Origin of the sequence: Vibrio sp. M250220 (assembly GCF_036533795.1) — a bacterium.
GTDB lineage: Bacteria > Pseudomonadota > Gammaproteobacteria > Enterobacterales > Vibrionaceae > Vibrio.
Genome location: NZ_JATABI010000056.1, coordinates 1 through 26,822, shown reverse-complemented (window position 1 = coordinate 26,822; position 26,822 = coordinate 1). Strand labels below are relative to the sequence as shown.

At 43.5% G+C, this 26,822-nt stretch carries 23 protein-coding genes and 3 pseudogenes; 6 read left to right on the top strand and 20 right to left on the bottom strand.

Annotated elements, in window-relative coordinates:
- Window positions 1–290 (bottom strand): hypothetical protein (locus QTN94_RS17155; RefSeq protein WP_331428354.1); only part of this gene is annotated, 290 nt, incomplete at its 3' end.
- 188 nt (window positions 291–478) lie between these two features.
- Between QTN94_RS17155 and QTN94_RS17150 the strand changes: the two are divergent.
- A pseudogene (locus QTN94_RS17150) lies at window positions 479–589 on the top strand (sterol desaturase family protein); the annotation flags it as partial.
- Between the two features lie 84 nt (window positions 590–673).
- On the opposite strand, the gene gabT reads toward QTN94_RS17150, so the two are convergent.
- The 8 genes from gabT to QTN94_RS17110 all read right to left on the bottom strand — a co-directional run bounded on the left by gabT (window position 674) and on the right by QTN94_RS17110 (window position 9,593).
- Complete coding sequence (gene gabT / locus QTN94_RS17145; protein WP_331428353.1) at window positions 674–1,945, bottom strand: 4-aminobutyrate--2-oxoglutarate transaminase; 1,272 nt, start codon at window positions 1,943–1,945, stop codon at window positions 674–676.
- A 15-nt stretch (window positions 1,946–1,960) separates the two neighbouring features.
- Window positions 1,961–3,388 carry an NAD-dependent succinate-semialdehyde dehydrogenase gene (locus tag QTN94_RS17140; protein ID WP_331428352.1) on the bottom strand — a complete coding sequence of 476 codons (1,428 nt, stop codon included), beginning with the start codon at window positions 3,386–3,388 and terminating at the stop codon, window positions 1,961–1,963.
- 63 nt (window positions 3,389–3,451) lie between these two features.
- Window positions 3,452–4,534 (bottom strand): agmatine deiminase, encoded by a 1,083-nt coding sequence (gene aguA, locus QTN94_RS17135; RefSeq protein WP_138971143.1) that lies wholly within the window; start codon window positions 4,532–4,534, stop codon window positions 3,452–3,454.
- Window positions 4,535–4,545: 11 nt separating this feature from the next.
- Window positions 4,546–5,412 (bottom strand): N-carbamoylputrescine amidase, encoded by an 867-nt coding sequence (aguB, locus tag QTN94_RS17130; RefSeq protein WP_331428351.1) that lies wholly within the window; start codon window positions 5,410–5,412, stop codon window positions 4,546–4,548.
- 24 nt (window positions 5,413–5,436) lie between these two features.
- Window positions 5,437–6,714, bottom strand: a complete 1,278-nt coding sequence (locus QTN94_RS17125; protein ID WP_138971141.1) for an NAD(P)/FAD-dependent oxidoreductase — start codon at window positions 6,712–6,714, stop codon at window positions 5,437–5,439.
- A 31-nt stretch (window positions 6,715–6,745) separates the two neighbouring features.
- Window positions 6,746–8,230 (bottom strand): aldehyde dehydrogenase, encoded by a 1,485-nt coding sequence (locus QTN94_RS17120; protein ID WP_331428350.1) that lies wholly within the window; start codon window positions 8,228–8,230, stop codon window positions 6,746–6,748.
- 42 nt (window positions 8,231–8,272) lie between these two features.
- Window positions 8,273–8,830 (bottom strand): HTH-type transcriptional regulator PuuR, encoded by a 558-nt coding sequence (gene puuR / locus QTN94_RS17115; RefSeq protein ID WP_138971139.1) that lies wholly within the window; start codon window positions 8,828–8,830, stop codon window positions 8,273–8,275.
- 16 nt (window positions 8,831–8,846) lie between these two features.
- Window positions 8,847–9,593: a gamma-glutamyl-gamma-aminobutyrate hydrolase family protein gene (locus QTN94_RS17110; RefSeq protein WP_331428349.1), complete on the bottom strand. Its 747-nt coding sequence runs from the start codon at window positions 9,591–9,593 to the stop codon at window positions 8,847–8,849.
- Window positions 9,594–9,937: 344 nt separating this feature from the next.
- Between QTN94_RS17110 and QTN94_RS17105 the strand changes: the two genes are divergently transcribed.
- From QTN94_RS17105 to QTN94_RS17095, 3 genes are all read left to right on the top strand, one after another.
- Complete coding sequence (locus QTN94_RS17105) at window positions 9,938–11,281, top strand: glutamine synthetase family protein (protein WP_269375248.1); 1,344 nt, start codon at window positions 9,938–9,940, stop codon at window positions 11,279–11,281.
- 17 nt (window positions 11,282–11,298) lie between these two features.
- Window positions 11,299–12,774 (top strand): Na+/H+ antiporter NhaC family protein, encoded by a 1,476-nt coding sequence (locus QTN94_RS17100; RefSeq protein ID WP_331428348.1) that lies wholly within the window; start codon window positions 11,299–11,301, stop codon window positions 12,772–12,774.
- Between the two features lie 165 nt (window positions 12,775–12,939).
- A complete protein-coding gene (locus tag QTN94_RS17095; RefSeq protein WP_331428347.1) occupies window positions 12,940–14,043 on the top strand; it encodes a GGDEF domain-containing protein in 1,104 nt (367 codons plus the stop codon).
- A gap of 95 nt (window positions 14,044–14,138) precedes the next feature.
- On the opposite strand, the gene QTN94_RS17090 is transcribed toward QTN94_RS17095, so the two are convergent.
- The 6 genes from QTN94_RS17090 to QTN94_RS17065 form a co-directional block, all read right to left on the bottom strand.
- Window positions 14,139–15,527, bottom strand: a complete 1,389-nt coding sequence (locus QTN94_RS17090) for an SLC13 family permease (protein WP_331428346.1) — start codon at window positions 15,525–15,527, stop codon at window positions 14,139–14,141.
- Between the two features lie 146 nt (window positions 15,528–15,673).
- Window positions 15,674–16,537 carry an alpha/beta hydrolase gene (locus QTN94_RS17085; RefSeq protein ID WP_331428345.1) on the bottom strand — a complete coding sequence of 288 codons (864 nt, stop codon included), beginning with the start codon at window positions 16,535–16,537 and terminating at the stop codon, window positions 15,674–15,676.
- Window positions 16,538–16,638: 101 nt separating this feature from the next.
- Window positions 16,639–17,226 carry a TetR/AcrR family transcriptional regulator gene (locus QTN94_RS17080; RefSeq protein ID WP_331428344.1) on the bottom strand — a complete coding sequence of 196 codons (588 nt, stop codon included), beginning with the start codon at window positions 17,224–17,226 and terminating at the stop codon, window positions 16,639–16,641.
- Between the two features lie 190 nt (window positions 17,227–17,416).
- Window positions 17,417–17,851 (bottom strand): hypothetical protein, encoded by a 435-nt coding sequence (locus QTN94_RS17075; protein ID WP_331428343.1) that lies wholly within the window; start codon window positions 17,849–17,851, stop codon window positions 17,417–17,419.
- Between the two features lie 208 nt (window positions 17,852–18,059).
- Window positions 18,060–18,467, bottom strand: a complete 408-nt coding sequence (locus QTN94_RS17070) for a hypothetical protein (RefSeq protein WP_331428342.1) — start codon at window positions 18,465–18,467, stop codon at window positions 18,060–18,062.
- Window positions 18,451–19,692 (bottom strand): PAAR domain-containing protein, encoded by a 1,242-nt coding sequence (locus tag QTN94_RS17065; protein ID WP_331428341.1) that lies wholly within the window; start codon window positions 19,690–19,692, stop codon window positions 18,451–18,453. The genes QTN94_RS17070 and QTN94_RS17065 overlap by 17 nt, the downstream gene beginning before the upstream one ends.
- Before the next feature lie 276 nt (window positions 19,693–19,968).
- Between QTN94_RS17065 and QTN94_RS17060 the strand changes: the two are divergent.
- A pseudogene (locus QTN94_RS17060) lies at window positions 19,969–20,372 on the top strand (regulator).
- Window positions 20,373–20,621: 249 nt separating this feature from the next.
- Here QTN94_RS17060 and QTN94_RS17055 read toward each other — a convergent pair.
- The 3 genes from QTN94_RS17055 to QTN94_RS17045 form a co-directional block, all read right to left on the bottom strand.
- The gene (locus QTN94_RS17055) at window positions 20,622–21,554 is read right to left on the bottom strand and encodes a DUF4435 domain-containing protein (protein ID WP_331428340.1); all 933 of its coding nucleotides are present in this window, start codon (window positions 21,552–21,554) and stop codon (window positions 20,622–20,624) included.
- A 6-nt stretch (window positions 21,555–21,560) separates the two neighbouring features.
- Complete coding sequence (locus QTN94_RS17050; RefSeq protein WP_184957548.1) at window positions 21,561–22,904, bottom strand: AAA family ATPase; 1,344 nt, start codon at window positions 22,902–22,904, stop codon at window positions 21,561–21,563.
- A gap of 362 nt (window positions 22,905–23,266) precedes the next feature.
- Window positions 23,267–23,701: a GNAT family N-acetyltransferase gene (locus tag QTN94_RS17045; RefSeq protein ID WP_331428339.1), complete on the bottom strand. Its 435-nt coding sequence runs from the start codon at window positions 23,699–23,701 to the stop codon at window positions 23,267–23,269.
- Between the two features lie 178 nt (window positions 23,702–23,879).
- Between QTN94_RS17045 and ltrA the strand changes: the two genes are divergently transcribed.
- Complete coding sequence (gene ltrA / locus QTN94_RS17040; protein WP_331428355.1) at window positions 23,880–25,307, top strand: group II intron reverse transcriptase/maturase; 1,428 nt, start codon at window positions 23,880–23,882, stop codon at window positions 25,305–25,307.
- A 189-nt stretch (window positions 25,308–25,496) separates the two neighbouring features.
- On the opposite strand, the gene QTN94_RS17035 is transcribed toward ltrA, so the two are convergent.
- A complete protein-coding gene (locus QTN94_RS17035) occupies window positions 25,497–26,246 on the bottom strand; it encodes a metallophosphoesterase family protein (RefSeq protein ID WP_331428338.1) in 750 nt (249 codons plus the stop codon).
- Window positions 26,247–26,735: 489 nt separating this feature from the next.
- Window positions 26,736–26,822, bottom strand: a pseudogene (locus tag QTN94_RS17030) (IS200/IS605 family transposase); the annotation flags it as partial.

Genomic DNA, 26,822 nt, shown 5'->3' with positions numbered 1-26,822 from the left:
GCTTTTAATACTTCAAAGCTTTTCATCCCCATAGACAGGTAAGAAAATGAACCACTTCCTAGCGCATTCATATTCTCTTCATTTTTTAACAGCCTTGATTTGAGTATTGGCGCGTTACTTACCTGTGGAGGATTATCTTTAGTCAAAGAAGCCAATAGTTTAGCTCTTCTTCTTTCCCTTTCATCATATTCAGCTATCGCTGCATTTGAACGCCTAACCTGACTTTCCACCATAGACTTTTTCTCTTCTTCTGGGTCTATAATTTCTCTTGGGGGGTATTTATAATCCATATTCCATCCATAAATTTTATTTTAACGTAGTCCTATCAAAAGGCGGTGTTCATAAAAATAAAGACAATGAGACAAGATGCGTAAGAGCATATCATAGAAAAAGCAGAGGCAAAAATTTGCTCAAGAGAGCTTAAAAGACGGGGGTTAACTACAGCCTCAATCAATGGGAAGCAGGGCGTAGTTCGTAATGGCTATTCGGATGGCGTTTATTCGATATCGAAATGACGGCCGCGACCTTCATACTCCTACTGGTATTGCAGGACTTTTTCTACTACTGGTTTCATAGTGCCAGTCATCGGGGGCTATCACTTAGACAGCGCCTAAAGTTAGTGCTCTCTCCACCTGATGATTAAAAAAAGACCCGCGATTGCGGGTCTTCCATTTTATGCGATTTCGAGAATGATCTTCTCGAGTTTATCCAAGCCTTCTTCAAGAACTTCTGGCTCAATAGTCAGTGGTGGTAACAGACGAATAACGTTGGCTTTAACACCACATGACAACAGAATTAAACCATTTTCCTGTGCCTTGCTGATCACCGCTTTGGTCATATCCTGAAGAGGCTGACCTGTTTGAGGATCAGTAAATTCGATGGCCATCATCGCACCGTAGGTACGCACTTCGCCAATCGCAGGGACAGACTGTTGCAGTTTCATCATACGAGCATTAACCACTTCACCAATACCTTGGGCTTTAGCGCATAAATCGAGCTCTTCGATAATTTTGAGCACTTCCAGACCAGCGGCACAGCCAAGAGGCGAACCCGCGTAGGTGCCACCTAAACCACCCGGTAGTGCCGAGTCCATAACATCACTCTTACCGACAACGGCTGAGATTGGGTAACCACCCGCGATTCCTTTCGCCATCGTCATCATGTCAGGCTCAATGTCGAGATACTCAGTGGCAAACATCTTGCCGGTACGCGCAAAGCCGGTTTGGATCTCATCGGCAATCAACATGATGCCATGCTTATCACACACTTGACGCAGCCCTTGAGCGAACTCTTTCGGTGCCTTGTAGAAACCACCTTCACCTTGCACTGGTTCGAAAATGATCGCAGCAACGCGTGATGGTTCGATATCACAAGCAAACAGATCTTCTATCGCTTGTAGACTCTGCTGGACGCTAATGCCGTGGAAAGCATTCGGAAATGGCGCATGGAAAATCTCATTTGGGAACGGCCCAAAACCCGCCTTGTATGGAGCCACTTTACCCGTCAGTCCCATGGTCATGTTAGTACGACCGTGGAACCCCCCTTTAAATGCAATCACACCACTACGACCGGTATGAGCTCGAGCGATTTTTACTGCGTTCTCTACCGCTTCCGCACCCGTGGTGAGGAAAATCGCTTTTTTAGCCGATGGGCCCGGAGCAAGCTCTGTCAGCTTCTCTGCCAGTTCAACAAACGAGGCATACGGGGTGACCATGGCACAAGTATGGGAGAACTTATCAATCTGAGCTTTTACCGCTTCACTGATACGCTTGTTAGCGTGACCTGTGTTGGTTACAGCGATTCCCGCCGCGAAGTCGATGTATTTATTGCCTTCAATATCCCACACGTGGGCATTATCGGCTTTCTCAACATAGAGTGGGTACATAGCGCCCATACCCTGAGCAATGACCTGACTTCTTCTTTGATGTAGTTGTTGGTTGTTCATTAATTTTTCCTTAAATTAGTTGCCGCCAAAGCAGAGATATTTCACGTCCATGTATTCATCGATACCCTGCTTAGCCCCTTCACGGCCAATGCCTGACTGTTTGACACCGCCAAACGGTGCCACTTCCGTAGAGATAATACCTTCGTTAATTCCAACCATGCCGTACTGCAACGCTTCAGCAATTTTCCACACACGGTGAATATTCTGGCTGTAAAAATAAGAAGCCAATCCATAGATGGTGTCATTGGCCATCTCAATCAGTTGCTCATCATTGTCAAAAGCAATCACGGGAGCGACTGGGCCAAAGATCTCTTCCGAAACGATCTTCATGTCATGGGTAACATTTTTCAGAATCACTGGCTGAATAAAGAGTCCATCAAGTTGCTTCAACTCACTGACAGGCTGCGCACCTTGTTCAATCGCACCATCAATCAAGCTTTGAATTCCCTGCTTAGCAGATTCGCTAATCACAGGACCAATGGTGACGCCCTGTTCAAGACCATTACCGACTTTGAGGTTTTGAACAGCAGCGTCAAACTTGGCAACAAACTCGTCATAAACCGTGCTGTGAACATAGAAGCGGTTGGCACAAACACAAGTCTGGCCAGCGTTACGGAACTTAGACGCCATTGCACCTGCTACCGCCGCATCGATATCCGCGTCATCAAAAACGATAAACGGCGCGTTGCCACCCAGTTCCATCGACGTGCGTTTAATGTCGTGCGCACTTTGCTGCATTAGAATGCTGCCCACTTTAGTAGAGCCTGTGAAAGACAGCTTACGAATCAGAGGATGAGAGGTAAAAATAGCACCAACCTGACGTGAATCTTCACCAAGCACCACCTGAAGTACATCACGTGGGATACCCGCCTGATACGCTAGCTCAACCACCGCAAACGCCGATAGCGGCGTAGACTCTGATGGCTTAACCACAAAGCTACAGCCCGCAGCCAATGCTGGGCCAGCCTTACGGGTAATCATCGCAATCGGGAAGTTCCACGGGGTAATCGCACAAGCCACACCAATCGGTTGTTTGATGGTTAGCAAACGCTTGTCGCCACTTGGCGCAGGAATCGTTTCACCGTATGTGCGTTTTGCTTCCTCAGCAAACCACTCAATAAAGCTCGCGCCATAAGCCACTTCACCTTCTGCCTCTGCAAGTGGTTTGCCTTGCTCTAACGTCATTAAACGGCCGAGGTCTTGTTTATTTTCCAATAGCAATTGATGCCAGCGCAATAACAAAGCACCGCGTGCTTTCGCAGACCTCGCCGCCCACTCTTTCTGCGCAACACTTGAACGTTCAATGCCATCTAAAATGGATTGCTGAGACGAAACAGGAGCAAAGCCAAGTCGTTCTCCGGTTGCAGGGTTGGTCACGGCAATGCCTTGCTCTTCACTCGGCACCATAAACGAAAGAAGACTTTGATTAATAATTTGTTGCATGGTGATTCCTTTTGAAAGCTAGTGTTCGCCACGCAATCAGTTCTAACGTGGCTTACGATTTATTTATGCTGGGATCTGCTGCGTTATACAGTGGATGTTCCCACCTCCTAACAGCACTTCTCTTGTCGGTATCCCAATGATTTGATGATCCGGCATTGCGCTCTGTAGCACAGAGATCGCCTCAGCATCGGTTCTATCATCAAGGAGAGGCAAAAATACATAGCCATTTACGATAAGAAAGTTTGCATAAGACGCACTTAAGCGTTCCCCTGCTTCTCGGCTCATTCCTTCGCTTACCTCAATACCTTGCGCTTCATTCTCACTGTAATGCAGTGGGCCAGGCAAAGGTAAACGCACAATTTCAATCTCACGACCTTGCGCATCGGTCTGTGATTTGAGCACCCGTTCCGCTTCGCGCGATAGATGATATTGAGGATCACTTGGGTCATCCGTCCAACTCAGCACCACTTTAGCGGGAGCAATAACGTGCATAAGATTATCAACATGGCCATCCGTCTCATCATTAAATAAGCCGTTAGGAAGCCAAATCACTTTCTCTATGCTGAGGTACTCCTTGAGTTGCTGCTCGATCTGCTGCTTGGTCAGCAAAGGGTTACGACCAGGACTAAGTAAACACTCTTCAGTGGTATACAAGGTGCCCTCACCATCGGTATGAATCGAACCGCCTTCAAGGACAAATGGCGCACGGTAGTGATCGATGCCGATTATGTCACACACCGAACTGGCGACGAGATCGTCTTGTTGCCAGTTGTCATATAAACCGTTGTACTCACCGCCCCAAGCATTAAACTGCCAGCTAATACCACGACGTTCACCACTCTCGTTTACCAAGACTGTCGGGCCAATATCACGCATCCAAGCATCGTTGAATGGGATTTCAACTAACCGAATTTCAGGCTGAAGTAAGTCACGAGCGTGATCAAACTGTTTGCTACTTACCGCAACACAGACTTTCGTCACTTCAGAAATCGCATTGGCGATACGAGCAAAAGTTAGCTGAGCGGGTAAGGCGTCATCACGCCAGTTGTCACGTCTTTCTGGCCATGCTAGCCAAACTTGGCTAACCGGCTGAAACTCAGCCGGAAAATAGAAGCCATCTTGTGCAGGCGTTGAAAATAACTGCATTCCAATGCCTCCTATACTGCAAGCTTGCCTACACTAGCGTAGAGATCTGGGCGACGGTCACGGAACAAGCCCCAAGAGTGACGAGCTTTCGCGGTCTGCTCCAAATCGATCTCAGCGTAAATGATTGCCTCACCTTCGCGCGGTGCTTCCGCAAGCTTGCCTCCAGTGTGGTCAGTAATGAACGAAGAGCCGTAGAAGGTCGTCTCAATGCCATCATCGACTTCCGTTCCTACTCGGTTGGAAGCAATCACTGGGACGAGATTCGCGGCAGAATGCCCCTGCATTGTGCGTTGCCAATGATCTCGTGAATCCAGTGTTGGATCCTGAGGCTCAGAGCCAATCGCCGTTGGATAAAAAATAGCTTCCGCGCCATGAAGAGCCAAACTGCGCGCAAGCTCTGGAAACCATTGATCCCAGCAAATACCCGCACCAAACTTACCAAACTTAGTCTGCCAAACCTTAAATCCGGTATCGCCAGGGCTGAAGTAGTACTTCTCGCTGTAACCTGGGCCATCAGGAATATGAGACTTACGGTAATTGTCCAGTACGGTTCCATCTGCATCGATCATTACCAGCGAGTTAAAGAAAGTGTTGCCTGCTTTCTCAAAGTAGCTAACTGGAATCACCACACCAAGTTCTTTGGCCAATTCGCTCATCTCTTTAATCAGATGACAGTGAGCGGTCTCTTGTGCCAACTCAAAGTACTTCGCTTCCTGCTTTTTGCAGAAATAAGGCGCTGCAAAAAGCTCTTGAGGCAAAATCACATTTGCGCCATTCGCCGCAGCTTCACGGATCGCGGCTTTAGCTTTGTTGAGGTTATCTTCCAGATCCCAGGTGATGGTTAGCTGTAGAGCGGCAAACTTCACGACTTTACTCATTGGATATTCCTTATCTTTTTGTTCCTAAATCGCCAATTTATCTCTCAGGTTGTAGTACGCCGCCCCCATAGCCGTAAACGGGATCTGGAAGTGACGACCACCTGGGAAAGCGTAGTGTCTAAGGGCAGCAAATGCGTCAAAACGCTCTGCATGTCCTGTTAATGCTTCTGCTAGTAGCTTGCCAGCCAAATGGGTACAAGTAACCCCATGGCCGCTGTAGCCTTGCAGGTAGTAGATGTTGTCAGCAAACGCGCCAAACTGAGGCATACGTGAATAGGTCAACAAGAAGTTCCCTGTCCATCTGTAGTCAATTTTGATGCCCTTAAGCTGAGGAAAGACGGTTTCCATCTTAGGTCTAATAATGGCTTCGATATTTTCTGGATCGCGCGCACCGTATACCACACCACCACCAAACAGCAGGCGTTTATCCGCACTGAGACGGAAGTAGTCCAGTAGGTAGTTACAATCTTCCACGCAATAATCGGTTGGCAAGATCTGTTTAAGTAACTCTTCAGACAATGGCTCTGTTGCCACAACCTGAGTACCACATGGAATCGCTTTATTACTGATGTTCGGCGCTAGCCCACCTAAGTAAGCATTGCCAGCGAGCACTAAGTATTTGGCTTTCACGCTACCATGCGCTGTTTTAGCAACTGGATTAGCGCCTTTTTCAATCGCAGTTACTGCCGACTGTTCAAAGATTTGCCCACCAAGAGAGACGAATGCTGCCGCTTCACCCAACGCAAGTTTAAGTGGATGAATATGTCCGCCACGCATATCAAGCAGACCACCAGAGTAGACTTTGGTGCCGACCGCTTGCTCAATCTCGTTAGCATCAAGCAAGGTAAGCTGATCATTACCGTAGCGTTCCCAGTTCTTCTTATGCTCTTCCAACCCTTTAAGCTGCTTTTTATTTAGCGAGGTAAACAGCCCACCCTGTTTATGGTCACAATCAATATTGTATTTATCAATCAGGCCACGAATGATATCGCCACCTTCAAAAATCATTTCACAAAGCGCTTTTGCCTGAGCGTGGTCGTAACGGCTTTCTAGTACATCAACATCTCGGCTGTAGCTATTGACGATTTGTCCACCGTTACGACCCGTTGCTCCAAAGCCCACTTTTGCGCTCTCCAGCACCACCACTTTGAAACCTTTTTCGGCCAAATGCAGGGCAGAAGAGAGTCCTGAGAATCCTGCACCTACGACACAAACATCACACTCAATGTGGTCTTGCAGTTGCGGGTAGTCAGGCATATTGGGTACAGAATGGGCGTAGAACGAATCCGTATGCTTGTTCATAGAGATATTCCTTTATTAATCTTCAGCAGGCTTAAGGGTGTAGACGAATCCAAGTCGTCTTAGTTTCAGTGAATTTCTCGATGGCATGCAGCGATTTGTCGCGGCCATTACCACTCATCTTGAATCCACCAAACGGGACAGTCATGTCACCTTCGTTGTAGTTATTGACCCAGACCGAGCCCGCCTGTAGCTGTTTCGCTACACGGTGAACACGGTTGATGTTGCTACTCCAAAGTGCTGCACCAAGGCCATATTGTGAGTCATTGGCAATCTCAATAGCTTGCGCTTCATCCTTGAATGGAATCACGCACAATACCGGACCAAAGATCTCTTCCTGAGCCACTTTCATTTTGTTGTCGACGTTGTCAAGAATGGTTGGTTCGACGAAAGCGCCTTGACCCTGAACGTCGCCACCACAGCGAAGCGTCGCACCTTCAGACTGGCCAAGGAGGATGTATTCAAGCACCTTGGCTTTGTGCTCCTTGTCAATCAATGCCCCCATTGATGAGGAGGTGTCTAGAGGATCTTTAGGCATAAATGCCTGTGCCGCTGAAATCACTTTATCGACAAAGCGATCCTTAATGCTTTCATGCACCAACAGACGCGTCGCAGCAACACATACTTCACCTTGGTTGTAGAAACATCCCGCCGCAGTTTCCGCTGCTGCGCGATCCAAATCGTCACAGTCCTCAAAGACGATGTTGGCGTTCTTACCACCCGCTTCAGCGAATACTCGCTTCAGGTTTGTTTCACCTGAACTGATCATTAGCTGACCCGCGATTCGGGTTGAACCAGTAAACGCGATGCAATCAACATCATGATGTTTAGCCAAAGCGTCACCAGCTTCATGTCCAAAACCGGTGACGACTTGGAAAACACCTTTTGGTAGACCTGCCTGCTCGGCAAGTTGACCTAAGTAGATAGCCGTTAGAGATGATTTTTCAGACGGTTTAAGGATGACACTGTTGCCCGCCGCAAGCGCGGGTCCAAGTTTCCAGCAAGCAATCCATAAAGGGAAGTTCCAAGGAACGACTGCGGCAACAACGCCTATAGGTTGATGAGAAATAAAGGCATGAACATTTTTTTCTGTTGGTGCGACTTCCCCATAAACTTTATCAATTGCTTCTGCATACCAGCGCAATGAATTGGCTGCGCCAGGTACGTCCGTTGATACACTATGAGAAATAGGTTTGCCGGTGTCTAAGGTTTCAAGCAGGGCTAATTGCTCACAATGCTGCTCGATGAGATCGGCAAATTTATACAGAACTGCCTTACGCTTGGCAGGAGCACTGTTGCTCCAATCGCCAGCTTTAAAAGCATCTCGGGCATACTTAACCGCAAGATCGACATCTTCACTTTGACAACGAGCGATATCAGTCAGTTTTTCATCCGTTGCTGGATTGAATACGCCTAACGTTTGACCACTTTGTGCTTCACAATACTCGCCATTCAGATAAGATCGGCCCTCAATGACGAGATTGTTTTTGAGTTCAATCCATTGCTCTTGGGTTTTCATACGCCCTCCTTGTTTATCACAACAAGGCAAGGCAAGGCCCACTTAGAATGTGGTCGGCGTATGCGCGCTTATCATTCGACAAGCCTTGTCTGTGTGATTAGTAAACTTATGCGGTTTCATCGTATCAATAACGTACGATTCGCCCTGCTTGATAAGATAAGACTTTCCTCGGTACTCAAGAGTAATTTCCCCCTCAAGGACCGTACCTATCTCTTCACCTTCGTGTCTGATTTCTCGCGCACCCGTGGTACCGTGCGGAGCATATTCTTCAATCAGGAATCCGATTACCTGATCTTTGCTGCCGTTGGTGACAAGTTTCATCGAAACCGATTCGCTGCCCATTTCAACCAGCTCATCCTGTGTCACGACAACCTTCGTTTCATCACTTTGATCATTTTCAACAATGAAAAACTCAGAAAGTGATAAAGAAAAAACATTAACTATTTTCTGTAACGAACTCACTGACGGGCTGACTTTGCCATTCTCAATTGAAGAAATCGCACTGTGTGTAATGCCCGCTCGCTCAGCGAGTTCGCGTTGTGACAATCCATTTTGTTTTCTTAACTGAACAATATTTTTACCAATCTCTTGATTGTCCATTCATTCTGCTCCTGATTTATACAGAGGCAGCCATCATAAATTCTTTGAATAAAATTTGAGAGAAATGATTGGTTTTTGCTTGCCATTCTGGGTGCCACTGCACGCCAACGAAAAATTTTTGTCCTGGCAGGCTAAAGGCTTCTATCAGACCATCAGGGGCCTTAGCCTCTATTTGCAACTGTGGTGCGAGTTGGTCGACCCCTTGATTATGTAGGGTGTTTACTTCGAACAAACTGGTGTTCTGCCATTGGTTTTCTGTTAACCACTGCTCAAACAAACTCTCTTTCTGAACGAGCACAGCATGGGCTGGTGCATATTTCTGTTCAAAATCTTCAACCGGTTTCTCTCTGTGGTCACTAAAACCAGAATCGTGAACAGCTGGATTCAACGAACCACCTAGCGCCACATTCATCTCTTGGAATCCTCGGCAGATCCCCAAACAAGGAATGTCTTTATCAACTGCGTGTCGAATAAGAGAGAATGCCAGCTCATCGCGCTTCTCATCTTTCTTTGCTTCTTCATGCGTTGCGTTATAGCGATGCGGAGCAACGTTCGAATGACTTCCCGGAAACAAAAATCCATCACACAATTCGAGAAGGGTTTGCATGTCTTCTTCTGGTAAGTCCGGAGCCAGAATCAGAGGTAGACCGCCAAAATCCTTTACTGCACGAAGATAAAAGTCATTAACTGACTGAATCTTGTAGCCACCTAGCTCTTTCGCGCAGCTGACGACACCAATGACGGGTTTGCTTGTTTTAGCCATGATGCTTCCGTGTTCAATTTATTTAACATTCACACTACAAACCATGTACAAAATTATCAACAGCAATGTTCGATATTCTGACCAAATCGTGACCAACCCCTCCTTTTTGGTCAAAAAAGAACCATTTTTTGCTCAATATATTGAGCAAAAGACCATCACCTGTTACAAAATAGTTAACAAAACAAACCCACAATGAACTCTCCGCTTTCATGCAAACGAAGTTAAATCATTGTATATAAAGAAAATAATTGTCATTACTTAGACTTTGGTCTAAATGATGTAACTTAATTGTTAAATCAATTATTTTTAGCTCGCCGCTCGTCAGGCTACTTGGAGAACTAAAAATGGAATCGTATTTACAGGAAGTTAAAAATTTTAGACAGCAATGGCCAGAAATAGAGTTTGTCGACCTGATCTTCACTGACATAAACGCCACTCCACGTGGTAAACGCATCCCAGTGAGTGGACTCGACAAACTGCATAAAGGGGTCGCTCTCCCTTTATCTACCATTACCTTGGATACCAAAGGAAATGTAGTGGAGTCTGCTGGGCTTGGCGAAGATTTGGGCGAACCAGACAATATGTGCTTCCCTATCGCCGATACACTCATGCCAACGGCAAAACCTCAAGTGGGTCAACTGCTGTTGAGCATGATGGATGAAACGGGAGTAAACCCAAACTCTCTATTTATTCGCAATATTCTTGGCGGCATGGTCGAAAAACTGCACCGAAAAAACCTTTATCCCTGCATTGCTCTAGAACTTGAGTTCTACCTAATTGATAAGAAACGCGGTGAGAATGGAGAATTGCAAACCGCCATTAACCCGACCAAACACGTCCGTGAAAAAGATACTGAAGTTTATGACCTTGGTGGTCTTGATGATTATGCCGACTTCCTGTCCGATCTAAGTAAAGTGGCTCAAGAGCAAGGGCTGAACACATCGGGTGCTTTATCTGAATCTGCACCAGGGCAATTTGAAATCAACTTCAACCATTCAAAAGATGTGTTGCGAGTTTGTGATGAAATCATCATCGCAAAACGTGTCATCCGTCAGGTTGCCAACCAACATGGTTTTGATGCCACTTTTATGGCCAAACCTTTTGCAGAGCAAGCTGGTAATGGCATGCATATCCACATCAGCCTTGTCGACGAAGAAGGTAACAACCACTTTAGCCTAGCTGATGGAAGTGAGAGCCCGCTGTTTTATCAGACTATCGCGGCAATGCTAGCGCAAACATCCGATTCAATGGCGTTAATCTGCCCTAATATCAACTCTTTCCGTCGCTTTGTGCCTGGTGCTTATGTACCTACCCAAGCTGACTGGGGAGTAAACCACCGTGGTGTCGCATTACGCGTACCAATTAGCGACAGCAAGAACCGTCGTATTGAGCACCGTATTGCAGGCGCAGATGTGAACCCATACATTCTCGCAGCTGTCGTGCTCTCCGCGGTGCTGGCCAGCGAAAACTATACCAAAGAACAATGCCCTCCTTCTCTTAGTGATAATGCTGTTGACTTACCTGTGCGAATGTCTGAAGCTCTGGATCAATTGGAACACAGCGAGTTGGCTCAATACATCTCGAGAGAATTCATCGATTTATTCCTAGCCTGTAAACGGAGTGAACTCGCGGAATTTGAGCGAGCCGTTACTCCCCTAGAAATCGATTGGATGTTGCACTCAGCTTAACAAAGGACTGACAAGCTATGACGACTCAAACAAAGGTGCTGGATGCACCATTTAAAATCAATACCCAACATATTGTGGTCACCTTACTGGTGATAGCGACCTTTATCTTCTTTACTTCTATTGGCCTTAGCCATGAAGAAGGTCAAGCTTATGGCTGGATGAGCCTGCTCCCAACAGCGTTAGTACTCGTCTTTGCTCTCACGACTCACCGTACAGTAGAAGCGCTATTTAGCGGTGCGATTGCTGGGGTTTTACTGCTAAATCCGGCACAAGCAGTTGAGCAGATAGTTGATATCTCAATGACGGTTATGATGGATGAAACCATCGCTTGGATCATTCTGGTCTGTGGCTTGATGGGCGGCCTGATCGCTATCCTTGAAAAAGGCGGCAGCATACTCAGTTTCTCAGATATGCTGGTGACCAAAGTGAAGAGCCGTCGCCAGTCGATGCTGATGACATTCGTTCTGGGTATCGTGATCTTCATTGACGACTACTTAAACGCCATTGCAATCTCATCCTCAATGAAGAAGGTGACGGATGGCTACCAGATTTCACGTGAAAAGCTCTCTTATCTGGTTGACTCAACCGCAGCACCAATTTGTATTTTGGTACCGATTTCTACGTGGGCAATATTCTTTAGCTCACTTCTGGAAGCAAACAATGTGGCCGAATCTGGCGAAGGTATCAAGACCTACATTGAAGCCATCCCATACATGGCATACGGTTGGGTGACGCTAGCGATTGTTCTGCTGGTTGCACTCGAAAAGATCCCAGATCTTGGTGCGATGAAAAAAGCCGAGCAACGTGCTAAAAACGGACAAGTTCGCCCAGACGGCGCTGCTGACATCGATTTTGGTTCAGATATTTCAGCACACACCAGTCCAACTATGGGTCTTATCAACTTCCTACTTCCAATGGTCGTGCTTGTTTCGGCAAGTTGGTACTACGGTATCGATCTATTAGCAGGCGTCTTCGTTGCAATCATCTTTACGGTTTGTTTCTATGGGGTACAACGACTGATCTCAATGAACGACATGTTTGAGGCAATTTACGACGGTATCAAGGTCATGCTGTTACCTCTAGCAACCGTTATTGGTGGCTTCATGCTCAAAAACGTCAACGATTCACTGGGTGTGACTCAGTATGTTATCGAGACGGTTAGCCCTTACTTATCTGCATCCTACTTCCCTGCCATCATCTTTATGATCACTGGGGGCCTTGTGTTTGCGACTGCATCATCTTGGGGTACGTTTGCGGTAGCAATGCCGATTGTTCTTCCGCTAGGTGAACAACTTGGCGTGCCTCTACACCTAACTGTTGCAGCACTACTCTCTGCCTCAGCGGCAGGCAGCCACTCCTGTTTCTTCAGTGATTCAACTGTACTCTCTGCTCAAGGTTCTGGATGTACTTCGATGCAACATGCTACCACGCAGTTCCCGTATGCATTGATTGGTATTGTCGCTACATTCCTGTTCTTCCTATTCATCGGCTAACCACTCGTTTCACCGATGCAATCAGCCCCGCTTACGATAGCGGGGCTTTTAACGTTAAGAGCATCGCAAATACCCCATAACATCTAGCAACAATCAAATTCAGGCAAAATATGCATACTGTTTTATAATATAGATTCATGGCTAGGTGTATTAAGGGTAGTTAAGATGAGAATCACAGACAAATCCCTCGTTGAACAACAAAAAATATCAGAAACCGAGTTAACACAAAGACTGCATCTTTTTAGGCTCACGACGAGTGATATCAACGAATTAAGGACGATGAAAGGGGTCATCTCTCGTCATTTAGATGCCATTGTTGATGACTTCTATACCCATCAAACTCGCAGCCCTGATGTCGAAACATTAATTGGTGATGCCGGTACATTACAGCGCTTAATGTCTGCACTAAGACAATACATTACCGATCTGTTCAGTAAAGATATCAATTTGGATTATGTCGAACATCGACTTCGTATCGGTCTAGTCCACAAACGCATCGGTGTAGACCCGAAAATGTATCTCTCTTCGGTGAACTACCTCAAAGCGAAGCTGATCTCTACGATTCATAATCATTTGGATGATCCTAATTATGCTCAGATGCTGAGTGACATTCTCGACCGATTGATTGACTTTGATGTTTCTTATGTATTTGATACTTACATAAAAAGCATGATGAACGAAATCGAGATTGAGAAGAACAAATCCTTTCAGTACGTCAATGAGCTCGAGTCTATTGTTCAAGAAAGAACGCGAAGCCTTGAAAAGATGGCGCGTTTAGATCCACTGACCAATCTCTATAACAAGCGCGCTTTTGAAGAGTTTACCAGTAAGTTGTTTTCAGAAGCACAACAACAAAACGATCCCGTCGCCATCGTCTATATCGATGTCGACAACTTTAAACACTTCAATGACCAGTTTGGTCATGAAGAAGGCGACAGCGTGTTGATTATTGTCTCTGATTGCCTCAGAGGCGCTTCTCGCAATGTTGACCTCTGCTTTAGAGTTGGTGGCGATGAGTTCGTGGTTGTCATGCCGAGTTGCACTAAAGAATCCGCCGTCGAGAACTATATTCCACGCATGATGGAAAACCTTGCCTCTCTGCGAGAAGACATATCGCTTAGCGTTGGTGTAGCACAGTCAGGTCCGAAAAATTACCTCTGCTGCCAGGATACTTTGGCACGAGCAGATAAAGATATGTACCTCAATAAGACTCGCAAATCGCCCAACAAAAATGAACAACCGCTAAAATGCGTAGCACTTAAAAAGTAACTGCCTACCGCCCCTACCGACTATTACTCACGATTCGGTAGGAATGAAATATTAAAAACCTGCCGTACAGCAGGTTTTTAATCTTAACGGACTGGTTAAGCCCAGAAAGTCATCGCGATAAAGGTTAACGCAGCGATACAGGCGAAGTTGAGAATAAGTCCAACACGCATCATCTCGCTCTGCTTGATATGACCTGAACCAAACACGATCGCGTTAGGTGGCGTTGCCACTGGCAACATAAAGGCACAAGAAGCGGCTACGGCAATCAATACCGACAGAACTACAGGTGACATACCGAACGCTTCCGCCACGCTGGCAAAGACAGGGATCAGCAATGCTGCGCTGGCTGTGTTACTCGCGAACTCCGTCAAGAACACCACAAACACGGCAATCACAGCGATAATAAAGAACACGCCTAGGTGAGCAATCAGCTCGCTCAAGCCATTAGCAAGGAAAACACTCGTGCCTGTCGCTTTAAGAACATTACTTAGACAGATACCACCACCAAACAGCAGTAATACGCCCCAGTCAGCGGTTTTTTCAATGTCTTTCCAGTGCACCACACGTGCAAAGTTAACGGCAACAATCGCAGCTAGTGCAACGACAGTATCAAACTTCGCGTAGCCACCCAGCATGGCATTGATAGGCTTACTGAAAATCCACAAGCAGACGGTCGCGGCAAAGATGCTTAAAGTAACGATTTTGCCTTTATCCCAGTTGACTGGCTCGTTGTTCAACTCAAACTGACCAATCAAGTTTGGTTTTAGAACCGCAAACAGTACCGCGATAGAGATAGGCAGTAAGATCAAGGTCGTTGGAATGCCAAAGCGCATCCAATCTGTGAATGTTAGACCTACTTCAGCCGCAGCAATTGCATTCGGTGGACTACCAACTATGGTCGCGATACCACCAATACTTGCGCTGTACGCGATGCCAAGCAACACAAATACGTAAGTCTTATGGCCGCTTTCTGAGTTCACCTTGCTCAAGACACCAAGAACAAGAGGCAGCATCATCGCCGTCGTTGCTGTGTTACTGATCCACATTGAAAGCGCCGCCGTTACACCAAATAGCATAAACACTGCAACGCTCATTTTGCCTTTGGCTAAAACAAGTACCTTATCAGCGATAACCTTATCTAACCCCTGTCGGTGCATAGCGGCAGCAAGAGCAAAGCCACCAAGAAACAGAAAAATGATGGAGTTAGCAAAGTTATTTAGAGCCGTTTGGGTATCAAAAACACCAAATAACACGGCCATGATCGGGACGAGTATGGCCGTTACAGTGACATGTAGGGCTTCTGTCAGCCAAAAAATGGCGACAAAAATTAACATACAGATACCCAATACCACTTTAGGATCAAATGGTAAGGTAAAGTATAGAGCCGCAAACAGTGCGATATCGGCTAAGACAATCATACTGTTGCGGTTAAACAACCATTCTCTGGTATTGGTGGGCAAAGGGACACTATCATTTCTATTCATTATTATATTTCCTTATGAGGGCCATGTGGCATAGCAAATGATCCCACACAACCTGCTTCGGAAATATTTTTCATTGCAAATCTGTTAACCATATCAACAACATGGAAATATTTGTTAACAACATGAATAGATTGGACATTTTCCCATCATAAAAACGTCTGTTTTGACACCAATTTATCAAAACTATCCATCACTTGTTGGCACTTCATCACTCGTCCATGTCCTTGATCCTGTGTTGTGACCAAGCTGACATTCGCCATTTCTTGCGCGGCTTTAACCGACTCAGAATACTTGGCAAACTTATCCTGTTCATCATGAACAATAATAGTCTGTGCTGAGCGAGATTTAAGTTTACTGTATGGATCAATCGACTTGAGAGGATAGCGATATTGCTCTTCCACCTCGTTAACCACCGCATCAAATAGGCGCATCGAGTAGCCAGAACGCGCAATACTGCCAAACAAGTTATCCAGATAATCGAGCAAAGGAGCGATAAGCAGCAGTGGTTTATCCACTAACTTTTGATGATGGCATTCAAGCGCAGAAACCGTCCCCATACTATGTGCCACTAGCCCTGCAACATCATCAACACTATCCAGAATGGACTCTAAACCAAGAACAAAGGCTGGGATATGACCATAAGCACCTTCACTGCGGCCATGCCCTGGATGGTCATAAGCCAAAGCGGTGTAACCCTGACTTGCGATGTGCTCCATCAGCGGGAAAAACTGATTAGCACTACCAGACCAACCGTGCGTCATCACCCAAACTGGGCCACTACCCAGTTGGTAAGTTTTCAGTAACCCTTCCTTCGATGCCACTTCACCAGTAACCAATCCACTTGGTAACTCATTTTTAGGCTTAGCTCGAGCAGGGGTGAGTAAAAGGTTACGCGCAGTTCTCTTTGCGTGTGTAGGTGCCAGAGTATGATGAAGGCGTGTGGTTAAGTTTACTAAGCTTTTCTTAACACTAAACTTTTTAGCGGTATTAAAGTAAATCTTCTCACTCATCTTGTAGTCCTTGTTATGCCAGTCTCTTACACCCCAAAAGCGAACGACCGTGCTATTTTAAGTTAAATAATAAGCTAAGTCGTCATCCACTTAGCTTAGTTTTACTTCCAGTCCGCCATCAGACGCTGAACGCCCAGCCAGAAGTGTTGTTGACTTGCCTGCTCACCGCGTATGGAGTAAAAAAGGTGCGCACTTAAATACAAACCATACAGCTCATAGATTGCTTGCTTTGGGTCTAAATCGCGGCGAAACTCACCATTTTCTACCCCTTTTGCTACCTGAATTGTTAAGTATTCAATCCATGTTGCAATGGTCTTTTTTAGCACCTGTTGAGTGGGTGACGCTTCGCTACCCGTTTCTTTCCATGCATCAAGAAACATACAGCTACCCTGAAAAGAGTGATTCCAACCTAGCCAGTTGTCGAGTAACTGAGTTAGTTTATCCTCGATGCTGATCGACGTCCTCTCCCGAGCAGGTGCAATAACACGCTGAGTAAAAATCAAATTGGCATGCTCCAACACCGCTATTTGCAGATTATCTTTGGAGTTAAAGTGGGCAAACAAGCCACTTTTCGACATCCCGCATTGCTTTGCTAGCTCCCCAATGGTGAGACTCTCAAGACCATTCTCACTCGCCAGTTCAAATGCCTTGCTTAAGATATTCTCTCGGGTAATTCTGCCTTTACTCATACCGCTCTCTCATTGCTATTAGTGCTATTTTTAGCACACTCGTACTTTTTTGCAATGCTCGAAAAGGATTAAGTGAAAATTAATGTCGTGTAGAGGGTAGTTTCATTGGAACTACTTCCAGCGAGTACGAAGGGTAAAAGCGTTAGAAAACAGTCTTGGATAATAAAGGCGATCGGTTAAACAAATTCCGTTAATCGAAAAAGATACCAAATATCCCAAATTGATATTCTATCCCCATAACAATTCCCATAAAAAAAGCACTCAAAAAACCGAATCTCAAGCACTCTGCATTTAGCCGATATAGCCAATAAATGCTCCCGAGCTCTTTTTTTATACCACTGCGCCAGTATTGAATTTCTTCTTTTGAATGACGGTGATACCAGCTAAATGCAACCTGACTAGAGCGGATCCATGCAAACGATGGAAAATGCGCCCATCCCTGTATTTTTTTAGGTGCATAAGTATCAAGCTTATCTATGAGGTAATCTCTTCTTTTCCTAAGAAGGTAAAGTGTTATGGGTAAAGTAATTAAGTTACCTATCCCCGATATAATCATTACAACCCCAGAGGACAAACCGACCATGCCAAAGGTAAACCAAATCCATGCAGGGTAACCATTCATCATTGTAATCTCTAAAGAAAGTCTACTGTTGAACTCACAAACTCAGCAGCATCATCATAAAAATCAAACACTAGATATTCCATACGTCGTTGGTACAAATCTAGTGCCCAAAAAGCCAATACCTTCCCCTATGAGTACATTAAGCCCAACTGACGCCAAGTTTTTCACACCTGCTCGCATACACGCTTCAGAAAATCCTTCGTCTTTGGCTCTAAAACTTCTCGCACAAGGAAAGATCAGAAACATAATCACGCATTAAATTCTTCTTGTACCCTGCCTTTTCAGGACACTCAATCATATTATTGGGTTTAATCACTAGATAGAAATTAGCATAGTTAACACCAGTTCCTATTAATGCACCAATAAACATTGGAATATAGAACCATCGAATAGACCCTTTCCTTTCCCCTCGAATCAATTGCAATGGAAGCAAAATAAAAACTATAGCGCTCACGAGAACAAAAAAACCAAACAATGCCATAAATGGGAATGGCACATAAGAAAAGGGAACACTCTCTATTTGTTCAATCGAAACAAATAAAGGGGTTACAGATAAATACGCCACATATCCCAACACAGCTATGATAGCTATCAAAAATACGCTAATTAAAACTCTCAATAGCACCCTCTACAATTTTATTTTGAAAATCAGTAGTTTTATCTATAGTCCAAACAGCAAAACTAGATCCGACAATTATGATAGTTCCAGCCAAAAATGTAACAGGAATAGAGGCTACAGCTAGAACCCCAAGGATACCTCCAGCCAAAGCAGTCGAACTAAAAACACCAACCAATAATTTAGCTTCATCGATCCCCAGCTGCTTTAAGGTATATTCATCATTCAAAACATACTGTAGAACGTTAATGGCTGAACCGACTAATACTTCCATAGGGGCAGTGACTTTGACATAACGAGCCATGCCTTTAACGGAATCTAAAGCACCCACGCCAAGCTTAACTACTTGAGGATTTGAGGCTTTAAAGCGATTACCTGCTAACAACGTTTTCATGTGTTGCTTGTAACCTTTCAAGATCAGGTAATCAACGCCATTATGTGTTTTGACATAAGCGGTAACCCCCAAACCTCCTAATTTTTTAGCGGTATCGAATGCATCGTAAGTGCCTTTCATTCCACCACCGATATTTCGAGTTTTATCGAGCGCATCAAAAAACTCTTGCCACTCTTCTGGGGCGAGAACCGTAGTTTCTACAACATCTTGCGTATATCGAACATGAATTTCTTTATCTCCCTCTTTAGCGAGGAAATTGTAGGGAGGCCAATGTATATTATTAGGGTTAACACTAACAGTTGACGCAGCTTTCTGCTCTGAAACGCTCTGCGTGGTAGAACTCGCCTTAGCCAAATTTCCTCCAAAGGAGACACCTTGCCCCAAGCTCACACCCGACCCCATATTGATATTAACACCCTGACCTATATTGACGCCTGAACCCATATCAATTGAGCCAGACATTTGAGGCCCAAGACTCACAGCGTCACCACTAGCAAGCACAAAACAATTGCCACATCCGGTATCAACCGGATCGTCTTTCATCGCTATCAGCTTACCACCAATCTTAATATTTCGCGGACTGCCCTGCATGATTGGTCCTACTCCACGACAGTTTTCATCCCCACAAGTACAGGTAGCTAGGTCTCCCAAGAGACTCACATCCAAGTTGTTAATTTTTACGCCAGCAGTGCCTGTTAAGACTTTTCCGCCTGTAGTGGTTGGCGTTCCAACGGTGACGGCATTATTAAACATGGTGCTTACCAACTTGAAGAAACGTTCGACGTACTCGCAAGCATAAGCAATTGATTTTTTATCAACAAACTCAACGGACAAACCCTAGGCAAAAGGTCACATAATCGACAATTGAGGAAAATTCGACTATTTACCCATTTAGTTTTTGCTGGAACCAATAAAGGGGCGAAAAAGCCAGCTACAAAAGCCAGCTGCGTGTTTCATGCCCCGCTAGCACGCTTCTGGACAATTATCATTTTCGGGAAAGCGAACATTAGCAATTCATGAATAACTTTTTATAAGGTGAACTTGCCAATTAGTGCGTCTTCGTACAGTGCGCACTTTCTCTTCCTATATTCAATGTTTCATATGTTATCAATGCGGTACAGCCTCTTTTGTTTAGAGGTTTTATCTGTAAAGTGTCGCGAAATGAGTAAGAATTACACTTTTGAGAATTGAAATGCCAAATGACCAAGGAAGAGATAGCTGAACTGTGTTTTAAATCCGTGAGGATCGTCACAGGTTGGGACGAAGGAAAACCAATACCACCAGAATGCAAAAGGCTCATGAGAATGGCCAAAGGCCGGGAATTAAGCATTAGTGAAGACTGGGAGCAGTTCAAAATGTTATAGGACCGAATGGAATTGCCGACTGGCCAAGTGGTGAGGCCACAGCAGATTTTGGCAGGGATTGCACTCTTAGGGATTCAGTCGGAGTTGGAGATAAAGACTTCAACACATTTACTTGGCCTTTCTAGAGCAATCGCTAGTATCAAAAAATAATATTAGAAAAGTACGGCTTTATTTATCCGAGCTCAAAGCTTGTATAATTTTGGATTTACTATGGTGAGCGTGGCTGGATCATAAAACTACTGCCTAGGTATAGAACCCTACTTTTGGCTATAACGAGGTAATAGCAGCCGGGCTCATTATTTTGAGTCCGGCTATTACATGAAGTAGATTTAATGTGTGAAATGTGAAAATTAAAAAACTCGCAGTCACCGCTAAGAAATTATATAAATAAAATTTAATTTATGAAGCATTGAGTAATTTTCCATGGTGCTCTAAGAACTTATTTAAACAAGGTGGAGTATGAGCATATTTAGACATAATTGAAATGATATTTGAATCATTGATTGTTAAATTACTTTTCTTGCTAATATTAATAATTTCACTATTTTTATTAGATAATTCACGACAATATTTGTCCAGAAATTGTCTGAAGAACTGTAGAATAAACTTTCCTCTGAAGGAGTTTTCTGCACCGTAAGTTAGTAAGGTGTCCTTGGCTGACTCAAGCTGATCCAATTCTATATCCCCTGACTCTGGAAAAATAGGCTTCATGTTTGAGATGTCATATATTTGTTCAATGTTATCAATTTCAATTTTCACCAAATCTTTCATCTTTACGTTTTGTAAGTGTAAAACGATTGATGAGTCAGTTTTACTTTTTTCAATTTGACACATTAACCATGCATTTAACTCCAGTGTCATTGATAAGAAGTTATCATAGCTTTTTTTGAAAAGAGAAAGGGATTTTTCGATCGTATCCTTATCATTTACAGTGCATAAGCCAATCTCATCCTCTAAAAAACGAGAAAAGGTTTTACCGCTTACATACAAGTTTTCTATTGAATGACAAGGAGTAAAATAAATATTGTTATCAGTTAAGTCGGAAAAATCAAAATCTCTATCTGCAAAAAAAAGTATTTTCAAACATTTTAAATTAGAATTTTGGTCAACTTTTCTTTTTAAAGTTAAGAGGTTTCCTTTGCCTTTGCAAGGAACATTCTTTCTCTCTAAAGATTTTATAAAGGAGTCAACCCTCGAACCATAATACTTTGCATCTTCACCTTCAAACACACAAATTAATGCATTCCTATTCGCAGAATGTGCTTTTAGGAGGTTAATTAGTGGAACTACCGGGTTAGTTCGTTGCTTACGCATCATTTCAGCTCTGTCCATTACCAACTAATCCTCGCGATACTCAACACAAAGACTATCGGTTAAAGTGTCTAATTGGTTTTGGAAAATAAACGGGGAATGAGTTGCTGACAGAAGGAAACCGCACCTTTGTGAATTTAAAATGTCAGGTAGAAGTTCAATTTGCCACTCGAGAGAAAGTGATAGTTCAGGCTCATCAAACAAGATAGCGTAGGTCTTTTCTCTATCGAGGTATAGTTTGGATAGGATAGAAACTAATTGTTTCTCACCAGATGATAAATTATCTAACTCTACTTCTGATTGAGTTCTATTATTGCTGATTGTTATTTCAACTTTACTTTCATCGTAAATGAAAGTTTTGTTTACTAAGTATTTGTTTGCAACCGTTACAAATTCCTTTACCGCGTCATCGAGTTCTTTTTGTTCGTAATACACTTCGATTAAGTTAGCTAATACGAAAACAAGAGGGTAATACCTTTCGCTTTCTATAACCGACTGTTCAACCAACCTAATTATATTATCTTTAGTATCTGGAGAAATACTATCGCCTACTCGATCTAACACGATTGTTAACGCGTCAATGTCTTTTAATTTCTCATACTGTTCAGACGTTGCTTGATAATCTGAAGTTAGTTGTGTTAACATTTTTCCGTTAAGGTTTGTATATAGGCTAACTGCGGATTCTCTCAGTTCATTTCTAATTTGTTTGAATCTTTCTTTTACATCAGACATGCCGAAATTTATTAGAGAGTCGGTAAACTCATTTTCAAGTCCACCAAGCTTAATTATATCTTCTTCAACCCTACGATAAGTTGGTAAATAAAGTATACTTAGATGGAAATTTTCGTCTATTATTTTAGACCATTCCTCTTCTTTACTGAATTCTGAATCTTCTATCTCATCATCATAATAAGATTTAAAGCCTTCATAAACTGACCGTGTTGAATGTGGAATATTGTTAATCACAGAACGGCATTTAGGATCATTCATAAAGGCAAAGTATGGCATCGTAGATGCTGCTTTAATCATATAATGTAATGAACTGACCGGTATGTAACTTCTAAGCTCTCTTATTAATTTATTATGGGAGCGGTTCTTGTTGCCTTTTTTACTCAACTCTGAACTCTCTAGACGAAGAAAAACACCATTACCAAACTTTATTTCAATCGCTTCAAAACATATATTGTTTAACTTATAAAATTGCTTATTTAGAATATAGTACATGCAATTAAGTAAAGTTGTTTTTCCAGAGCCATTATCACCGACTAATATTTTAACATTACCATTCATCTCAAGTGTAATGTCACGTTCTTTGTGAAGACCAATGATCTTAAAGTACTCTAATAGGGGTTCAACCTTATGTAGATCCATTATCATGTTTACCTATGTGTATTAGCTATATTTTATAGTAATACGCATTATGTTGTTACTGCAATTGGTTTATTAGCATCAGGTTGGTTTCTTGTGAAGGCAAGAGTATCAGTGACCATCTGAGATTATGAAAATGGTCCTTAGGTGGGGGATGTTTGGTCGAATTTACGCCGTGATACAACAAGGGGATTAACGACGAACAGCATTAGAAGAATGGATAACTTCTAGTAGGGTAAAACCCCATTAACAGGATATGAATGAGTAAAAGGTCTATCTAACAATGGGGCATTTTCGTGTTTCATGCCCAAGTCAACACACCTCTGGGCATAAGTCTCTTAGCTTAAATGACTTTGTAGCATGCTCTAGACGTTGCTATTGCTCGAACTGTTGAATGAGTACATTCGAACTTCATCCCTAGCAAACCAGCCTAGCCTTTCATAAAACTGTTGGGCATTCACATTGTCGTTGTACACAAATAAGTGAGTTTTTGGGACACCAATTTTAGCTAGTGATCTTACTGCATGACCAACTAGCTCACGACCTAATTTTCGTCCGCGATAGTTCGATGATACTGCTAAATGTTGCAAATAACCTCTACGCCCATCAGTACCAACTAGCACTGCACCGACGATTTCGTTATTAATTTCCGCAACAAAACTTAACTCAGGATTACGCTTTAAATAGATTGCTATACTTTCTCTTGAGTCGGCATCTCTAATGCTCATACCTTCAGTTTGGCCCCAAAGGGCTATCACTTCGTCATAGTCCGCGATTTCCATTTCACGAATTTTTACCACTTTACTCTCCTTGCGTATAACACTTATTGGCCAGCTAAAAACCGACTTTCACCTTTTCATAATGAAACTTTTTTAATATCACTTCAATGTGTAATCAATAAGTTAATGAAAGTTAACGCATATTAGATTGCATGATACCTTATAATTCTAAAAAGACTTAAAGGACAGGCACCATTAAATTATAAACTGGAAAGCCGTTGAAGCCCATGTTTTAAAGCTTCAGATGCGTATTGCAAAGGCAACGAGAGATGGTAACCACGGCAAAGCGAAAGCGTTGCAGTGGATACTGACTCACTCGCACTCAGCAAAACTTCTTGCTGTTAAGCGGGTATCACAAAATAAAGGCAGTAAGACGCCTGGAATTGACGGCGTTATCTGGAATACAGATACGCGCCGCATGAAAGCAGTCAATCAATTGAGCAGAAAAGCTTATCAAGCCAAACCGCTCAAGCGTATCTATATCCCCAAGAAAAACGGTAAGCTCAGACCACTGGGTATCCCTTGCATGGTCGATAGAGCGCAGCAAGCGCTTCATCTTCTTGCTCTGGAGCCAGTATCAGAAACACTTGCCGACCCTAACAGCTATGGATTTAGACCAAACCGCAGCACTGCCGATGCAGTCGCACAGTGCTTCAAGTGTCTGGCATTAAAGAAATCAGCTCAATGGGTTCTTGAGGGAGACATCAAAGCCTGTTTCGACAAGATCGGGCATCAATGGCTTATGAACAACATAGCCGTAGATAAACGCATGTTGGAACAATGGTTAAAGTCTGGTTTTATGGATAAAGGGCTGTTCTACCGTACTGACGAGGGAACACCACAAGGCGGGGTCATATCCCCGACCTTGATGCTAATGACTCTTGCAGGACTTGAGCAACGCATAAAGTCTACTGCACTCAAAAAGGGGGCTAGAGCCAACTTTATTGGATACGCCGACGATTTCGTCGTCACCTGCGCTTCAAAGGAAGTGCTAGAGAACGATATCAAACCGTTGATTGCTGATTTCTTAGCAGAAAGAGGCTTAACACTCTCCGAAGAGAAAACGCACATTACCCATATCAGCCGTGGTTTTGATTTCCTAGGTTTTAATCATAGGAAGTACAAAGGGAAGTTGCTCATTAAGCCGAGTAAATCCAACACGCTACTGTTCCTAAGTAATTTGCGCGAACTCATCAAAAAGCACGCAACCATCCCCGTCAACGATTTAATCAAGTTGATAAATCCGAAACTCAGGGGCTGGTCGAATTACTATCGACACTGCGTTGCGAAACAGGTATTCGGATATGTAGGTCACAAGCTATTCCATACGTTATGGCACTGGGCTAAAAGGCGTCATCCAACAAAATCCAGAACTTGGATCGCCCTTAAATACTTCATCAACCGTCAAGGTCAAGGTCAATGGCAATTTCACGGTTGGCAGAAGATCATGAATATGGATTGTCAGTTCAATCTGTTTCAAATAGCTAAGGTGCCAATAGAGAGACATGTGAAAATCATGAGTGCCGCTACGCCTTTTGATCCTCAATACCAAGAATACTTGGCTAAGAGAAAATCCAAAAGGCTAGCCCGTAACTCTTGGCATGAGCCTGCTCTCGCTGCTTTATAAGTTGCTGGGTATCAAACGATGCTTTTGAAGAGGCTTGAGCCGCATGCAGTGAAAGTTGCACGTGCAGTTCTTAGGGAGACGGCACTTGGTAACAGGTGTCGTCTACTCGACAGAACCTTCTTAGCTTAAATGGCTTAGTGGCATCAATTCGGATAAGAAAAAATGTATCTTGATACACTTGAATGCTTGCTATAAGCCCCGACCAGTGGTCAAAAAGTGAATCCAGTCTTCTCTACCTTGTTTCTTAGCTGCGATTACTGCACTTTGAACATCATACGTTACTTTATGAAAGGCGATGTCCCACTGACTTTCAGATACTTTCTGTAGTGTTGCATAAGATGCTTTTGATGAGTAGTTTTGCATTGAGTGAACATTTGGCTCGTCATCTGTGTATGCTTGTAGCCCAACACTCCCAGGATTGAGAATTATTTGTCCTGTTGATAACTCGACACATCTCGGAGTATGGGTGTGACCACAAACGACAATAGGTGAAGAGATACCATTTAATAGTTCAATTATTGCTCTATCTGCGCGAACAACTGGAGCACCTGAGCTTGTATCTTCTAACAGATAGATAAGATCATCCGTCGGAGTTCCATGACATGCATAGATATCATCTGTTATCTGTAAATCAAATGGTAATTCCCTCATCCAATCTAATGGTTGTTGTCCCAAGTCATCTAAGATAAATTTCATTGTTGGATTTGATTCTATTTCAGCTTTAGTCGCCTCATAAATCTGGCGATCTTGATTTCCTGATATAGTTATTGCGTTTAAAGAGAACAAGTAATCGTATGTCTGCCTTGGGGCTATTGGACCATATAAAATATCACCTAAATTAATAAAAGCAGTAACTCCTTTTGATTTCGCATCCTCTACCACAGCATCAAGTGCATAAACATTACTATGAATATCCGATAATATTGCAAACTTTTCCACCGTACGTTCCTTTTGTGTGCTTATAACGCTTTCCATACGACTAAAAGCCGTTTTTCATCACTCCATAGTGCATTTTTTCTTTTTGACACTCAATTAATAATCAACAGGTTACTTAAAAAGTAAGAGATTTTATTGCAATATGGTGCATAGTTTTAGAAGGCCTGATTCGCATACTGCTTAGGATCAGTTTTGATAAGGAAAATTTGTGTTAAGAGAATGTTTATAGCTCCTATGCAAAAACATAAAGGGGCAGAATGCTTTAGCTTAACGCCCCTCGAACGACTTGATTTAGATAAAAAAGAATCAATCTTTATTGTATATGATCAGACTTTATTGTAACTGACCAAACTTTGTTGTTCGCCGACAGGAACGCCGTTGATTTAGGTGTGTGTCCTTTTAAGCTGAGCTTTGCCATATCAATATAAATAGTAAATTACCACCTTCTAAAGAAGGTGGCTTTGTGTGAGCCCCCTAAAAGGGGGCCTTTGTTTAATCCAACGCCAACTGGTGCTGCTCTACTCGCTCTTGCTTCTCTTGATGTCTTACATATCGGCGTATGATTTCTTCATTGATTCC